Here is a 14606-nt window from a genome sequence, read left to right as displayed (position 1 = left end):
TGGCTGCGTCTATCAAGTGATAGACTTTTCCTTGGATCGGTTCTGATCAGGCCGCGGCCGGCTGCGAAAGGGGATGGCCGGCGAGCTTTTCCGGCACCGGGCCGCCATAGGCCCAGTCCAGCAATTCGGCCGTGTGCACGATGGGAATGCCGGTGCCGGACGCGATCTGGGTGATGCAGCCGATATTGCCGGCGGCGATGATGTCGGGCGCGATGCTCTCGATGTTGCGCACCTTGCGATCGCGCAGGCGGCCGGCGATTTCGGGCTGGAGGATGTTGTAGGTGCCGGCCGAGCCGCAGCAGATGTGACCCTCCGGCACGTCGCGCACGGTGAAGCCCGCGCGCTCCAGCAGCATTTTCGGCGGCAGGATGACGCGCTGGCCGTGCTGCAGGGAGCAGGCCGAATGATAGGCCAGGACCTGACCGCGCGGCTTCTGCGCCGGCAGATCGAGCGTCATCAGATATTCGGTGATGTCGAGCGCACGGCCGGAGACGCGTTTGGCTTTCTCCGCGTAATCCGGATCGCGCTGCAGCAGGTGGGCGTAATCCTTGATGGTGGTGCCGCAGCCGGACGCCGTGATGAGGATGGCGTCGAGGCCGTTGTCGAGTTCGCGCGTCCAGGCGTCGACATTGTTGCGGGCGAGCGCGATGGCTTCCTCCTCGCGGCCCATGTGATGGGGAAGGGCGCCGCAGCAGCCTTCGCCCGCGACGTGGACGACCTCGATGCCCTGCCGCGCGAGGAGGCGGCGGGTGGCGGCGTTGATGCCGGGATCGAGCACCGATTGCGCGCAGCCGGCGAGGATGGCGACGCGGCCCCGCTTCGGCCCGGACAGGGTTTCGAGGGAACGATCGACGGGGCGGGCGGCGGCCTGCGGAGCCAGGCGCAGCATGGCGGCCATGCGGGTGAACGGGCCGCCGAGGGCGTCGAACAGGCCGGCGAACGGACGGGCGAGACGCGCCGCGCCGATGGCCAGGCGGAAGCGGCCGGGATGGGGCAGGACGAAGGCGACGAGCGCGCGGGTCAGCCGGTCGCCCAGAGGGCGCTTGTAGGTCTTTTCGACATGGGTGCGCGCCATGTCGATGAGGTGCATGTAATCGACGCCCGACGGGCAGGTGGTGGTGCAGGACAGGCAGGACAGGCAGCGATCGATGTGGAGCGCGATCTCGGCATTGGCCGGCTTGTCGTTTTCCAGCATGTCCTTGATGAGGTAGATGCGGCCGCGCGGGCTGTCGAGCTCGTTGCCGAGTTCCACGTAAGTGGGGCAGGTGGCGGTGCAGAAGCCGCAATGGACGCATTTGCGCAGGATGGAATCGGCTTCCGCGAGTTCCGGCCGGGCAAGCTGGGCAGGCGAGAATTCGGTGCGCATGTCAGGCCATCCGTGCGGGATTGAGAATGCCTGCGGGATCGAGGCTGTTCTTCAGGCGGCCGGCGAGGGCGACGAGCGCCGCCGGCTGGGGCGGGAAGGCGGGGACATCGGCGAAGCGGGCCGCGCCACGCACGAGGCTGGCGTGTCCGCCGGTTTCGGCGACCGCGCGGCGGATGGCGCCGGCCAGCGCGTCGGGCGCATCGTCCAGCACTTCGAGCCAGATCAGCCCGCCCGACCAATCGTGGAAATGGCGGATGGCGCCGGCCTCGCCGATGGTGCGGACAAGGGCGGCGGCACCCGTGGGAGCCACGCTGATGCGCCAAAGCGGCTTGTCGCTTCCGGAGAAGGGGCGCACGTCGCGCAAGGCGCGCCACAGGAGGTCGGACTGCGCCTGTTCGAGCACGGCGATCTCGGCATCGGTGCCGAGGCCCTCGATCAGCCTTTCGGTGCGGTAGGCGACGGAGGGGGTGACGCCCTCGACCCGGAGCAAAGCGACGGAGCGGGCGCCGATGCCAAGCTCGGGGGGGAGAAGCGGCGCGGTCTCGGCCGGGATGTGGGCGGCGCTGGACACTTCCCACGGCGAACCCAGCGCCCGGCACAGGCCCTGAATGGCGAGGTCGTCCGCCAGATCGAACACCGCCAGGGTGGACGAGGTCTGCGGGCGCGGCAGCACCTTGAAGGTGATGTCGGTGACGAGCGCGAGCGTGCCCCACGAGCCCGCGAGACCGCGCGGCAGATCATAGCCCGTGACGTTCTTCACCACGCGGCCGCCGGCCTTGAAGATGGTGCCCGCGCCCGAGACGCCCTTCACGCCGAGCACGTGGTCGCGCGCCGCGCCGGCCTTGACGCGGCGGGGGCCGGACATGTTGGCGAGCAGGACGCCGCCGATGGTGCCGCGGCCGGGCGCGATGCCGTAAAGGGGGCCCGTGTCCATGGGCTCGAAGGCCAGCTGCTGCCCGTGCTCAGCCAGAGCGGTTTCGATCTCGGCCAGCGGCGTGCCGGCGCGGGCCGACAATACGAGCTCGTTCGGCTCATAAAGCGTGATGCCGGTGCAGCCACCGATGTCGAGCACATGATCGGCCCGGACCGGGCGGCCCCAGCCACGCTTGCTGCCATGGCCGACGATCTCGATGGTTTCACCCCGGGACGCGCAGGCCCTGAGGAGGTCGGAGGCCTCGGTCTCGGAGCGGCAGGAAAACTGGGTCATGGCGCTCAGAACCGCGGAATGTCGGGGAAGGGGATGGCCCCCTTGTGGATGTGCATGCGGCCAAGCTCGGCACAGCGGCACAATTGCGGGAAAACCTTGCCCGGGTTCAGCAATTGCTTCTCGTCGAAGGCGCATTTGACGAGCTGCTGGATGGCGAGGTCGTCCTCGTTGAACATCGTCTCCATCAGATCGCGCTTCTCGACGCCGACGCCGTGCTCGCCGGTGAGGACGCCGCCGACCTCCACGCAGAGCCTGAGGATATCGGCGCCGAAGGCCTCGGCCTTTTCGAGATCGCCCTCGATGGCGGCGTCGTACATGATGAGCGGGTGCAGATTGCCGTCGCCCGCGTGGAACATGTTGGCGACGCCGAGGCCGTATTGCTCCGACATCTCGCGCATGCGGCGGAGCACGAGCGGCAGTTCCTTGCGGGGAATGGTGCCGTCCATGCAGTAATAATCGGGCGAGATGCGGCCGACCGCCGGGAACGCCGCCTTTCGGCCGGCCCAGAACGCCTGGCGCTCGGCTTCGGTCTGGGAGACGCGCAGATGGGTGGCGCCCTCGCCGCGCGCGATCTCTTCCACGCGCGCGATGAGATGGTCGACCTCGCCCGCCGGCCCGTCGAGCTCGACAATCAGAAGCGCCTCGACATCGAGCGGATAGCCGGCGTGGACGTAATCCTCGGCGGCGTGGATGGCCGGCCGGTCCATCATCTCCATGCCGCCGGGAATGATGCCCTCCGCGATGATGGCGCCGACGCAGGCGCCCGCGCCCTCGCTGGTGGGAAAGCCGAGCAAAACGGCGCGCGCCGTCTCTGGCGCCTGAAGGATACGCACCGTGACTTCCGTGACCACGCCGAGCAGGCCTTCCGAGCCTGTCATGAGGGCGAGGAAATCATAGCCCTCCGCATCGAGATGCTTGCCGCCGAGCCGCACGATCTCGCCGTTCATCAGCACGATCTCGAGCCCCAGCACATTGTTGGTGGTGAGGCCGTATTTCAGCGAATGCACGCCGCCGGAATTCTCGCCGATATTGCCGCCGATGGAGCAGGCGATCTGCGAGGACGGGTCGGGCGCGTAATAGAAGCCCTGGTTCGAGACCGCCTTGGTGATGCTGAGATTGGTGACGCCCGGCTGCACGACCACCGCGCGGTTCGGGAAATCGATGTCCAGGATGCGATTGAAGCGCGACATCACCAGCAGCACGCCGTCTTCCAGCGGCAGCGCACCGCCGGACAGGGACGTGCCGGAGCCGCGCGGGACCACGCGGATGCCCATCTCATGGCAATAGCGCAGGACTTCCGAGACCTGCTGAACGGTTTCCGGCAGCACAACGACCATCGGCATCTGGCGGTAGGCGGTCAGGCCGTCGCTCTCGAACGGGCGCAGGCCGTCCGGATGCGAGACGACGCCCTCGCCGGGCACGATCTTCTGCAGGGCGGCGACGATCTCGTCGCGACGCTCCAGCACGCCTTCCAGAGGAGCCGGCATTGCCAGAAAGGTCATGAGGGTGTGCTTTCCTCCGGCTTTGCGATGTGACGCCGACGCTGTTGCCGCGCCGTTGAGACCTTTCGCGGTCGTGGACGGCCGAGGAAGGCTGTTTCGAGAGAGCCGTCCGATGGGCCGGCTTCACAGTTTAGAAACACTAAACCTTGCGCGCGGTGGCCGGCAAGGCGTTCACGCGGGTGGTGGGGTTCCGTCCAGCCGCTCGAGGCCCTCGCGATATTTGCGGCCGTTCTCGACATAATGCTGGGCGACCTTGCGCAGGCCCGCGACCTCATCGTCACTCAGCGTGCGGATGGCCTTGGCCGGCGCGCCGACGATCAGCGAACGCTCCGGAAAGCTCTTGCCTTCCGTGACCAATGCGTTAGCGCCGACCAGCGAATCCGCGCCGATGCTGGCGCCGTTGAGGATCGTTGCGCCCATGCCGACGAGAGAGCCCGCGCCGATGGTGCAGCCATGAACGATGGCGCGATGGCCGATCGTGACGTTTTCGCCGATCGTCAGCGGGAAGCCGGGATCGACGTGCAGCACCGCGCCGTCCTGAATGTTGGTGGCATCGCCGATGACGATCTCATCATTGTCGCCGCGGATGACGGCGCCGAACCACACGCTGGATTCCGCGCCCAAGGCGACGCGGCCGATGACATGGGCGTCCGGGGCGATCCATACGCCGGCTTCGTGACGTTTCGGTGCGGTTCCGTTCAGGGCGTAATAGGCCAAAATGATGATCCCTTTTAAGCGAGCGTTTCCGCGGACTTATGCGTTATCACAGTGCCGGATGCCGACGTTGATGACGCGTCTGGATGGGTAAACATACGGAAAAATAGCGTTCAGCCATGCAGAAAACGGTTGTCCGGCATGCGCTATCTGATTAATAATTATTGATGCGGTCCCGGACAAGCAGGGATCGCACGCGGCAGGAAAACCCTGCGGCAGCCGGCAAGAAACATGCGGGAGGATCTGAGAACATGAAGGCATCCCTGAAACTTGCGGCGTTCGCCGCGGCCAGTGTGTGCACCCTGGCGCTGCCCGCTGCGGCGGAGTGGAAGCCGAACCGTCCGGTCGAGTTCGTCGCGGCCGCGGGCCCCGGCGGCGGCACCGATACGTTCGCACGCGTCATCCAGTCGGCGCTGACCAAGGAAAAGCTGCTGACCACCCCGGTCATCGTGACCAACAAGGCCGGCGGCAGCGGCGCGGAGACGTTCATCGACGCGCGCTCCAGCAAGGGCGACGAATACAAGCTGTTCTTCGGCACGCAGGATGCCTACGTCCTGCCGCTCGCCAACAAGCTGTCCTACAAGATCGACGACCTGACCCCCATCGCGGCCATGGTGTTCGACCCCTTCATCCTGTGGGTGAACCCGAAGGCATCGGGCATCGAGGACGTCGCGGGCTTCATCGCAAAGGCGAAGGAAGCTCCCGGCTCCATCAAGATGGGCGGCGCCAAGGCCAAGGAAGCCGATGCCGCGCTCGTGACGCTGATCGAGCGCGCGGCCGATATCAAGCTCTCCTACATCCCCTACAAGAGCGGCAGCGAAGCGGCGATCCAGGTTGCCGGCGGCCACATCCAGGGCAACGTCAACAATCCGAGCGAGAGCGTCGAGCAATGGCGCGGCGGCGTACAGAAGCCGCTCTGCGTGTTCGAGGAAGAGCGCCTGGCAGACACGACGGAGATCGTCGGCGGCCAGTCGTGGAACTCGATCCCGACCTGCAAGGAAGCCGGCCTCAACGTCGGTTCCTTCGCCCAGCCGCGCACCATTTGGGGCGCCAAGGATATGCCGGCGGAGGCGCTCGCCTTCTACACCGATTTGTTCAAGAAGGTGGCCGAGAGCGAGGAGTTCAAGGCCTACGAGAAGCGCGGCGCGCAGATCCCGCGCCTGCTGACCGGCGACGAGTTCAAGTCGTTCATCACGACCCACGAGCAGACCTATCGCGACATCTACAAGCAGGCGGGCTGGCTGCGCGAGTAATCGACCGACACATCAGACCGGCCAGCGCTTCGCCGCGCTGGCCGTTTTGCATTCTTGACGACGTAGAAGGCGGCGGGCGAACGGGCCCGGGAGCGGATCCATGGAAATTTCACGCAGAACAGGCGAGATCGGCGGTTCGATCGTAACCGGACTGCTCGGTGCTCTCGTCTGCTACGGCGCGACGGAGAACGGCATCCAGTGGGATTCGTCCGGTCCGCAGCCCGGCTATTTCCCCTTCTACATCGGCTGTCTCATCATCGTCGGCAGCCTGGGAGCGCTCGTCCAGACGCTTCTCAGCCGCAAGGACGGCGAGGTGCCGTTCGTCGATGCGGAACGTGCGCGCAACGTCGTGATGTTCTTCCTGCCGATCATCGCCTTCGCCGCTCTGTCGGTGTGGCTCGGCCTCTACATCGGCATCTTCATCTACATCTTCTACACGATGTGGATCCCCGGGAAGATGCAGGTCCACAACGCGCTGCTGACCGCGATCATCGTGGTGGCGGTCAATTACATCCTGTTCGAAGTGCTGTTCACCGTGCCCCTGCTCAAGGGTCCCGTCCTGAACGCGCTCGGCATCTACTGAGCCCGGCGAGCGGAGACGGATCATGGGCAATTTCGGCCTGCTTTTCGAAGGCTTCGGCGTCGCGCTGACCTCCTATCACATCATGATCATGGTCATCGGCGTTCTGCTGGGCCTGATCGTCGGCGTGCTGCCGGGTCTCGGTGCGCCCAACGGCGTGTCGCTGCTGCTGCCGCTGACCTTCACGATGGACCCGGTGTCGGCGATCATCCTGCTGACCAGCATGTATTGGGGCGCACTTTTCGGCGGCTCCACCACGTCCATCCTGTTCAACATTCCGGGCGAGCCGTCCTCCGTGGCGACCACGTTCGACGGACATCCGATGGCGAAGCAGGGCGAGGCCGTGCGCGCCCTGACGCTGGCCTTCATGTCGGCGGGCATCGGCGCGCTGACGGGCGTTCTCGTCATCACGGTGCTGTCGGGCTGGGTTGCGAACTTCGCGCTGCGTTTCGGTGCCGCTGAATATTTCGCCGTCTACTTCCTGGCGTTCTCCAGCTTCATCGGCATGTCGACCGGCTCGCCGTTCAAGACGCTCGTTTCGATGATGCTGGGCTTCGCCGCCGCCACCATCGGCGCCGACACGATCTCCGGCGAGAGCCGCCTGACGTTCGACATCGAGCAATTGATCGGCGGCGTCAGCTTCCTCATCGCCGTCATCGGCCTGTTCGGTCTCGGCGAATTGCTGACGACCATGGAAGAGAACATCGAGTTCCACGGCGTGAAGGCCAAGCTCGACCTCCGCACTATCCTGCGGACCATGGCGGAGCTGCCGCGCTATTGGGCAACGATCATCCGTAGCGCCGCGATCGGCATCTGGATGGGCATCACGCCCGGCGGCCCGACTGCCGCCTCGTTCATGAGCTATGCGCTCGGCCGCCGCTTCTCGAAGAACGGCGCGAATTTCGGCAAGGGCGCGCCCGAGGGCGTGATCTCGCCGGAAACGGCCGACCATTCGGCGGGCTCGTGCGCGCTGCTGCCCATGCTGGCGCTCGGCATTCCCGGCTCGGCCACGGCGGCGGTGATGATGGGCGGCCTGATGATCTGGGGCTTGGCGCCCGGACCCATGCTGTTCACCACCCGCCCGGACTTCGTGTGGGGCCTGATCGCCAGCATGTATATCGGCAACGTCATCGCCGTGATCCTCGTGCTCGCCACCGTACCCCTGTTCGCCTACATCCTGCGCGCGCCGTTCCGCATCATGGGCCCGATGATCACCATGGTGTGCATCATCGGCGCCTATACGGTGGCGAGCCACACCTTCGACATCTGGCTGGCGCTGCTCTTCGGCGTGGTGGGCTATATGTTCAAGAAGCTGGACTACCCGCTGGCGCCGTTCGTGCTGGCCATGGTGCTCGGCCACAATGCGGAAGACAGCTTCCGCCAGGCCATGCTGACGTCGGGCGGCTCGGCCGACATCTTCTTCTCGAACGGCCTCGTGGCGACCATGATGGGTCTGGGCATCTTCTTCCTGTGCCTGCCGATCATCTCGATCGGTCTGCGGCGCGCGGGCATCAGCTTCCGCATCCGCCGCTCGATCGAAGCCGAGACAAAGGTCGGTTCGGTGTGATGGGGGTGTTCCTCAAACACCCAACGAACGGCTATCGTGGGATTCGCAATCCGCAGATGTGAGGCGTCAGATCATGGCACGGGACCCCATCGTTCGGCAGAGCCTTCATGAATCGCTCGTGGCGCCGCTGCGGGAAATGATTCTCAGCGGCGAATTGCGTCCGGGCGAGAAGGTGCCGGAGGAGCAATTGTGCGAACGGTTCGGGGTGTCGCGCACTCCGATCCGCGAGGCGCTGAAGGTGCTGGCGGCCGAGGGCGTGCTGCAGATCCTGCCGCATCGCGGGGCGGTAGTGAGCCGCATCACCGAAGAGCAGATCAACGAGCTGTTCCCGATCATGGCATCGCTCGAGCGCCTGGCCGGAAGCCTGGCCTGCGCCCGCGCGACCGATGCCGACGTGGCGCAGATGCGCAAGCTGCACGACGAGATGATGCGGTTCTACGCCGACAAGGACGAGCCGAATTATCTCAAGCACAACCGGCTGATCCATGACGGGTTCTTCGTCATCGCCGGCAATTCGACGCTGCACGCCTTCTACCAGCAGATCCTGACGCGCATCCATTCCTGCCGTTTCGTCGTGCGCAAGACGGCGGAGCATTGGAAGGCCGCGGTCGACGAGCACAACGAGATGATCCGCGCCTTCGAGGCCCGGGACGGCGAGAGACTGTCCGACCTTCTGGAGCGGCATGTGACGAAGACGACGGTGGGCATCGCCCGCGATTACCTGAAGCAGGCCCGGGACGAGCCCACGCCGGCCTCATCGCCCCGGGGACGGGCGCAGGGCCGGGCGGCCTGACGCGGAGCCGGCCCCGAGAGGGTCGGATTTCCGCCACGATAATTATTGATTAGAAAACGAATTCGGTTCCGACCGAGAAGGAATGATGATGACCGATATTCTCGACACGAAGGCGGATGCCCCGGCGCCCCAGCGCGCGGGCGGAGACGATGCCGCATCCCGGTTGCCGCTGTCCGGCGTGCGGGTGCTCGACTTCAGCCAGGTGATGGCGGGTCCGTTCTCGACCATGCTGCTGGCCGATCTCGGCGCCGACGTCGTCAAGATCGAGCCGCCGACCGGTGACCAGACCCGTTCGGCGATGGGCTTCAAGATGAAGGGGCCCGATTCGATGGGCTTCCTCAACATGAACCGCAACAAGAGGTCCATCACGATCGACCTGAAGACCGATGCGGGACGCGAGGCGTTCTACAAGCTGGTCGAGACGGCCGACATCCTGGTCGAGAACTACCGCCCCGGCGTGGTGAAGAAGCTGGGCGTGGACTACGAGACGCTGAAGAAGATCAACCCCAAGCTGATCTACGCCTCGATCTCGGGCTTCGGCCAGACCGGCCCGTGGGCTGACCGCCCCGGCTTCGACCTGATGGCGCAGGCCATGTCGGGCGTGATGAGCGTGACCGGCCATCCGGGCATGCCGCCGGTGAAAGCGGGCGTGCCGGTGGCCGATATCGGCTGCGCGCTGTTCTGCACCTATGCGCTCCTGAGCGCCTATATCGGCCGCCAGAAGAGCGGCGAGGGCCAGTACATCGACGCCTCGCTGTTCGAGGCCGCGCTTGCCTTCTCCATCTGGGACACGTCCGAATATTGGGGCACCGGCGTGATGCCCGGCCCCGTCGGTACGTCCAACAAGATGAGCGCGCCCTACCAGGCCGTGAAGTCCAAGGACGGCTATTTCGTCATGGGCGCGACCAACCAGAAGCTCTGGAACCAGCTGTGCAACCAGATCGGCCGCACGGAGCTGCTGGAGGACCCGCGCTTCGAGACCAATCCGGCGCGCCTCAAGCACCGGGAGATCCTGATCGAGGAACTCGAGAAGACCTTCGTCACGAAGACCTCGGACGAATGGGTGGACGAGCTTCTCGCCGTCGGCATTCCGGCCGGCAAGATGAGCTCCTATCCGGAGGCGTTCGAGAGCGAGCACGGCCAGCATCGCAAGATGCGCATCGAGATCCCGCACCCGATCGAGGGCACGGTGCCGAACATCGGCTTCCCGGTGAAGCTGATGGGCACGCCGCAGCAGATCCGCATGCATCCGCCGCTGCTGGGTGAGCACACCGACGCGGTGCTGGCGGAAGCCGGGCTCGACGCGACGGCCATTGACGAGCTGAAGGCACGCGGAGCGTTCGGCAAATGAGCGGCCAGGTTCATTATTCCGTCGAGAACGGCGTCGGCCGTGTCGTGTTCGACCGGCCCGAGGCGCGCAATGCGATGACCTGGGGGATGTACGATTCCCTGTCGAACATCTGCAGCCGTATCGCCGAGGACAAGAGCCTGCGCGTCGTGACGCTTCGCGGCGCGGGCGGCGAGGCCTTCGTAGCCGGCACCGACATCGAGCAGTTCCGCAGCTTCAAGAGCGGCGAGGACGGTCTGGCCTATGAATCGATCATCGATGCCCGGATCGGCCAGCTGGAAAGTCTGCCGGTTCCGACCATCGCGATCGTCGAGGGCTTCGCGATCGGCGGTGGGCTGGCCATGGCGATGGCGTGCGATTTCCGCATCTCGACGCCCACGGCGCGCTTCGGCGTGCCGATCGCGCGCACGCTCGGCAATTGCCTGTCCATGGCCAACACCGCGCGTGTGATCGCCTCGTTCGGCTATGGCCGGGCCAAGCGCATGCTGATGCTGGCCGAATTGCTGAACGCTGAAGAAGCGCGGACCTGCGGCTTCCTGACCGAGATCGCCGAGCCGGACGTGCTCGACGAGCGCGTGGGGATCCTGGTTTCGAAGCTGTCGTCGAACGCGCCTGTCACGATGTGTGTGTCGAAGGAAAGCGCGCGGCGCATCTTCAACGCCAACATCCCGGACGGCGACGATCTGATCGCGGCCACCTATGGCAGCCGCGATTTCAAGATCGGCGTGGAGGCCTTCCTGACCAAGCAGAAGCCGGTCTGGACGGGCGAATAAACGCGCCATATCCGTAAAATTCTGGCGGCTCTCCTTCGGTTCTCCGACGGGGAGCCGTTTTTGCTTCTGTGGTTGGGAGCCGGCTGCGCGCGTCTCGGTTCTAGCTTTTGAAATGCTGATGCATTTCGAAAGAAACTAATATTTTGCCTATCCGAAGCCAGCCCCATAATCGCTGACGTCCGCGACGTTGGGAGCTATCTCCCTTCGTGACATGGAGGACCGACGAGATGAGCGACGACAATCTGCGGCAGAACTTCCTGGCCGGCATGAGCTTCGCCGCTTCCACGGTCAACATCGTGACGACGGATGGGCCGGCGGGGCGTTTCGGGCTGACGGTTTCGGCGATGGCCTCGGTTTCGGCCGATACGCCCAAGCCGACCCTGCTGGTGTGCGTGCACCATCTGAGCCCGGCGGCGCGGGCGATCCTCGAAAATGGCGTGTTCTGCGTGAACGTGCTGCGGGACGATCAATCCTACATTTCGGATTGCTTCGCGGGCCGCTTCAAGACGGCGGACGGCGACAAGTTCTCCTGCACATCGTGGACGCCGGAAGTGACCGGGGCGCCGCGCGTGGTGGACCCGCTCGTGGCGTTTGACTGCCGGGTTGTGTCGAGCCAGCAGGTGGGCACGCATTTCGTGCTGTTCGGCGAGGTGGAATCAATCTTCACCATGGGAGCGGGGTCGCCGCTGATCTATGCCAACCGGGCCTATGGCACGCCGGCGCGCATCGAGAACGGACCGCGCGACACCGACACCCCGGCGGAAACGTTGCGGCTCGGCATCTTCCACACATTCGGCCCCTATGTGGTGCCGGAGATCCTGGAACGGCTGACGAAGAAGGGGCGGCGGCTCGATCTGAAGCTCGTGGAGGGCGACCAGCGCCGCGTGGTGGAAAGCCTGAAGGCGGGTGAGGTGGACGCCGCGCTCGTCTACGACATGGACATGCCCGCGGGCGTCGATGTGGAGCGGCTGAGCGCGCTGCAGCCCTATGTGCTGCTGCCGGCGGGGCACAAATTCGCCGACCAGGGCGCGGTGCCGCTGGCCGACCTCGCCGCCGAGCCGATGATCCTGCTCGATGCGCCGCCGAGCGGCGATTATTTTAAATCCCTGTTCGCGGCCGAGGGGCTGACGCCGAACATTCGTTTCCGTTCGCATTCGTTCGAGATGGTGCGCGGCCTCGTGGGGCGTGGGCTGGGCTATGCGCTTCTGGCGGCCAAGCCGGCCTCGGCCATGTCGTATGACGGGAGAGCGCTGGTGACCAAGCCGCTCTCCGACAGGACCGAGCCCAGCCATATGGCGCTGGCGGTCCGTGCCGAGGGCGAGCTTCCCGTGGCCGCGGCCGCCTTCGCCGCCGAATGCCGGGCGCTGTTCCAGCCCGCGTGATTGTTTGCCAACGAGGTTTCGCCCGATGACGACGCACACCCGCATCCGCCCCTTCAACACCAAGGACACCTATCCCGAGCAGAGGCTCGACAACGATCTGTGCCAGACGGTGGTGGCACGCGGCACGATGGTGTTCGTGCGTGGCCAGATCGGCCAGGATCTCGACACCGGCGACAGCGTGGCGATCGGCGATGCGGAGGGCCAGACCGAGCGGGCCATGGCCAACATCAAGATGCTGCTGGAAGAGGCCGGATCGCAGCTCGAGCACATCTGCAAGATCACGATCTACATCATCGATCCGCGCTACCGCGAGCCGGTCTACCGCACAGTCGGCAAATGGCTGAAGGGTGTGCATCCCGTTTCGACCGGCATCGTGGTGTCGGCGCTGGCGCGGCCAGAATGGCTGGTCGAGGTCGACGCGATCGCCGTCATTCCCGACGAGCGATAAATCAGGCGGCGCTGCGTGGCGCGCACACTACGGCCGGAGCAGGACGACCGCGAAGATCCCTTGCGATCCGCGCCGCCGGGCCTCAGAAGACAGGCCATGCGGTACACGCTCCGGCAGCTCGAATATTTCATCGCGGCGGGTGAGACCGGCAGCATCACGCTGGCCTCGGAGCGCATCCACATCTCGCAGCCCTCGATCTCGACGGCGATCTCGCATCTTGAGCGCGAGCTCGGCGCGCAATTGTTCGTGCGCCACCACGCGCAGGGATTGTCGCTGACGCCGACCGGGCGGCTTTTGCTGCAGGAGGCCAAGCGCCTCGTGGAGCAGGCCGAGGGCCTGTACGCGCTGGCCTCGGAAGCGTCGACGCTGGTGCGCGGGCGGCTGAATGTGGGGTGCTTCATCACGCTGGCGCCGATGGTGATGCCGGAGCTGACGCATTCCTTCACGACCGCGTTCCCCTCGACCCAGATCAAGCAGGCCGAGGATTCGCAGGAGGCGCTGCTGGACGCGTTGCGTCGCGCCGAGATCGACATCGCTATCACCTACGATCTGCAGATTCCGGACGAGATGGCTTTCGAGCCTCTGGTGAGCCTGCCGCCCTATGTGTGGGTGGGAGAGGGGCATCCGCTGGCCGGGCAGACGGCAACGACCCTGGATGAGCTGGCGGAACTGCCGCTCATCCTGCTCGACCTGCCGGTGAGCCGGGATTATTTCTTCGCGCTGTTCCTGAAGGAGGGGCTGGAGCCGAACATCGCCGCCCGCACCACCTATCAGGAAGTGGTGCGCACGATGGTGGCGAACGGCTATGGCTATGCGCTGGCCAATATCCGCCCGCGCTCGGATATGGCGCTGGATGGACGGCGCATCGTCGGGCTCCGGTTGTCGGGCGAGCACCGGCCGATGAGGATCGGGCTCGCCACGCTCAAGGATTTCCGCAAGTCACGCCTCGTGGAGGCGTTCGAGAACCATTGCCGCTCCTACATCTCGGACAATTACATCCCGGGAATGTCGGCGCCGGCGTTCGGCAAGCGCGTGCGCGTCTGAGGGACGGCGCTCAGGCCGGCTTGTCGACCGGAACGGTGGCCTGCATCGAGGGGCGTGAGGAAAAGGCCGCGTACCAGGCGGCCAGATCCGGATGGCCGTTGCGCCAATCCAGATCCGGGAAGCGGAAATCGAGATAGCCGAGCGCGCAGCCGATCGCGATGGTGCCGATATCGGCCTCGGTGCCGAGCGTGCCCGATGTCTTCTCGAGATGATCGAGCGCGGCTTGGACCTTGCGGAGCTGGGCGTCGCTCCACTCGCTCCATTGACGCTCGGCCGGCCGGGCCACGGTCTCGTAGCGGGTGAGAACCGCAGCGTCGACGATGCCGTCGCCCAGCGCCTGCAGGGTGAGGGCCGCCCAGCGCGCCGCGCCTGTCGGGAACAGGGTGCCGCCGGCCCGGACGTCGAGGTATTCGCAGATCACGCGGCTGTCGAACAGGAGCTCACCCTCCTCCGTCATAGCGGCGGGGATCTTGGCGAGCGGATTGAAGGCGGCGATGCGCTCGTCGCGCTTGACCGGATGGGCGGCGCTGTCGAGGCATTCGATGAGGTCAATCAGGCCCAGCTCGTGAGCGCACACCATGACCTTGCGCGTGTAGGCGGAGGTGGGGGCGTAGAACAGCTTCAGCGTC

General features: G+C 65.7%; 14 protein-coding genes. 9 read left to right on the top strand and 5 right to left on the bottom strand.

The window, feature by feature from the left end; genetic code table 11:
* Nucleotides 1-46 precede the first annotated feature (46 nt).
* From glcF to ACQ6S1_RS07720, 4 genes are all read right to left on the bottom strand, one after another.
* Nucleotides 47-1366, bottom strand: coding sequence for a glycolate oxidase subunit GlcF (gene glcF / locus ACQ6S1_RS07735; protein WP_445040610.1), 1320 nt, complete (start codon nucleotides 1364-1366; stop codon nucleotides 47-49).
* A gap of 1 nt (nucleotide 1367) precedes the next feature.
* The gene (locus tag ACQ6S1_RS07730) at nucleotides 1368-2573 is read right to left on the bottom strand and encodes an FAD-binding protein (RefSeq protein WP_445040609.1); all 1206 of its coding nucleotides are present in this window, start codon (nucleotides 2571-2573) and stop codon (nucleotides 1368-1370) included.
* Nucleotides 2574-2578: 5 nt separating this feature from the next.
* Nucleotides 2579-4075: an FAD-linked oxidase C-terminal domain-containing protein gene (locus ACQ6S1_RS07725; protein ID WP_445040608.1), complete on the bottom strand. Its 1497-nt coding sequence runs from the start codon at nucleotides 4073-4075 to the stop codon at nucleotides 2579-2581.
* A gap of 171 nt (nucleotides 4076-4246) precedes the next feature.
* The gene (locus ACQ6S1_RS07720; RefSeq protein WP_445040607.1) at nucleotides 4247-4792 is read right to left on the bottom strand and encodes a gamma carbonic anhydrase family protein; all 546 of its coding nucleotides are present in this window, start codon (nucleotides 4790-4792) and stop codon (nucleotides 4247-4249) included.
* Between the two features lie 248 nt (nucleotides 4793-5040).
* Between ACQ6S1_RS07720 and ACQ6S1_RS07715 the strand changes: the two genes are divergently transcribed.
* The 9 genes from ACQ6S1_RS07715 to ACQ6S1_RS07675 all read left to right on the top strand — a co-directional run bounded on the left by ACQ6S1_RS07715 (nucleotide 5041) and on the right by ACQ6S1_RS07675 (nucleotide 13977).
* The gene (locus ACQ6S1_RS07715) at nucleotides 5041-6042 is read left to right on the top strand and encodes a Bug family tripartite tricarboxylate transporter substrate binding protein (RefSeq protein ID WP_445040606.1); all 1002 of its coding nucleotides are present in this window, start codon (nucleotides 5041-5043) and stop codon (nucleotides 6040-6042) included.
* Nucleotides 6043-6142: 100 nt separating this feature from the next.
* The gene (locus tag ACQ6S1_RS07710; RefSeq protein WP_445040605.1) at nucleotides 6143-6625 is read left to right on the top strand and encodes a tripartite tricarboxylate transporter TctB family protein; all 483 of its coding nucleotides are present in this window, start codon (nucleotides 6143-6145) and stop codon (nucleotides 6623-6625) included.
* Nucleotides 6626-6647: 22 nt separating this feature from the next.
* The gene (locus ACQ6S1_RS07705) at nucleotides 6648-8189 is read left to right on the top strand and encodes a tripartite tricarboxylate transporter permease (RefSeq protein WP_445040604.1); all 1542 of its coding nucleotides are present in this window, start codon (nucleotides 6648-6650) and stop codon (nucleotides 8187-8189) included.
* Between the two features lie 73 nt (nucleotides 8190-8262).
* Nucleotides 8263-8982 carry a GntR family transcriptional regulator gene (locus ACQ6S1_RS07700; protein ID WP_445040603.1) on the top strand — a complete coding sequence of 240 codons (720 nt, stop codon included), beginning with the start codon at nucleotides 8263-8265 and terminating at the stop codon, nucleotides 8980-8982.
* A gap of 88 nt (nucleotides 8983-9070) precedes the next feature.
* Nucleotides 9071-10333 (top strand): CaiB/BaiF CoA transferase family protein, encoded by a 1263-nt coding sequence (locus ACQ6S1_RS07695; protein ID WP_445041238.1) that lies wholly within the window; start codon nucleotides 9071-9073, stop codon nucleotides 10331-10333.
* Nucleotides 10330-11103, top strand: coding sequence for an enoyl-CoA hydratase/isomerase family protein (locus tag ACQ6S1_RS07690; RefSeq protein WP_445040602.1), 774 nt, complete (start codon nucleotides 10330-10332; stop codon nucleotides 11101-11103). The genes ACQ6S1_RS07695 and ACQ6S1_RS07690 overlap by 4 nt, the downstream gene beginning before the upstream one ends.
* 227 nt (nucleotides 11104-11330) lie before the next feature.
* Nucleotides 11331-12485, top strand: a complete 1155-nt coding sequence (locus tag ACQ6S1_RS07685; RefSeq protein WP_445040601.1) for a LysR substrate-binding domain-containing protein — start codon at nucleotides 11331-11333, stop codon at nucleotides 12483-12485.
* A 25-nt stretch (nucleotides 12486-12510) separates the two neighbouring features.
* Nucleotides 12511-12933 carry a RidA family protein gene (locus ACQ6S1_RS07680; RefSeq protein WP_445040600.1) on the top strand — a complete coding sequence of 141 codons (423 nt, stop codon included), beginning with the start codon at nucleotides 12511-12513 and terminating at the stop codon, nucleotides 12931-12933.
* Between the two features lie 96 nt (nucleotides 12934-13029).
* A complete protein-coding gene (locus ACQ6S1_RS07675) occupies nucleotides 13030-13977 on the top strand; it encodes a LysR family transcriptional regulator (protein ID WP_445040599.1) in 948 nt (315 codons plus the stop codon).
* A gap of 10 nt (nucleotides 13978-13987) precedes the next feature.
* Here ACQ6S1_RS07675 and ACQ6S1_RS07670 read toward each other — a convergent pair whose 3' ends face one another.
* A complete protein-coding gene (locus tag ACQ6S1_RS07670; RefSeq protein WP_445041237.1) occupies nucleotides 13988-14602 on the bottom strand; it encodes a glutathione S-transferase in 615 nt (204 codons plus the stop codon).
* Nucleotides 14603-14606 lie beyond the last annotated feature (4 nt).

The organism is Terrihabitans aquatilis (assembly GCF_052542005.1).
This window is presented reverse-complemented; position numbering and strand designations above follow the sequence as displayed.

Excerpts from the sequence above, each read along its gene's own strand:
- glcF (WP_445040610.1), bottom strand. The coding sequence starts at position 1,366 with ATGCGCACCGAATTCTCGCCTGCCCAGCTTGCCCGGCCGGAACTCGCG.
- ACQ6S1_RS07730 (WP_445040609.1), bottom strand. The coding sequence starts at position 2,573 with ATGACCCAGTTTTCCTGCCGCTCCGAGACCGAGGCCTCCGACCTCCTC.
- ACQ6S1_RS07725 (WP_445040608.1), bottom strand. The coding sequence starts at position 4,075 with ATGACCTTTCTGGCAATGCCGGCTCCTCTGGAAGGCGTGCTGGAGCGT.
- ACQ6S1_RS07715 (WP_445040606.1), top strand. The coding sequence starts at position 5,041 with ATGAAGGCATCCCTGAAACTTGCGGCGTTCGCCGCGGCCAGTGTGTGC.
- ACQ6S1_RS07710 (WP_445040605.1), top strand. The coding sequence starts at position 6,143 with ATGGAAATTTCACGCAGAACAGGCGAGATCGGCGGTTCGATCGTAACC.
- ACQ6S1_RS07705 (WP_445040604.1), top strand. The coding sequence starts at position 6,648 with ATGGGCAATTTCGGCCTGCTTTTCGAAGGCTTCGGCGTCGCGCTGACC.
- ACQ6S1_RS07700 (WP_445040603.1), top strand. The coding sequence starts at position 8,263 with ATGGCACGGGACCCCATCGTTCGGCAGAGCCTTCATGAATCGCTCGTG.
- ACQ6S1_RS07695 (WP_445041238.1), top strand. The coding sequence starts at position 9,071 with ATGACCGATATTCTCGACACGAAGGCGGATGCCCCGGCGCCCCAGCGC.
- ACQ6S1_RS07690 (WP_445040602.1), top strand. The coding sequence starts at position 10,330 with ATGAGCGGCCAGGTTCATTATTCCGTCGAGAACGGCGTCGGCCGTGTC.
- ACQ6S1_RS07685 (WP_445040601.1), top strand. The coding sequence starts at position 11,331 with ATGAGCGACGACAATCTGCGGCAGAACTTCCTGGCCGGCATGAGCTTC.
- ACQ6S1_RS07680 (WP_445040600.1), top strand. The coding sequence starts at position 12,511 with ATGACGACGCACACCCGCATCCGCCCCTTCAACACCAAGGACACCTAT.
- ACQ6S1_RS07675 (WP_445040599.1), top strand. The coding sequence starts at position 13,030 with ATGCGGTACACGCTCCGGCAGCTCGAATATTTCATCGCGGCGGGTGAG.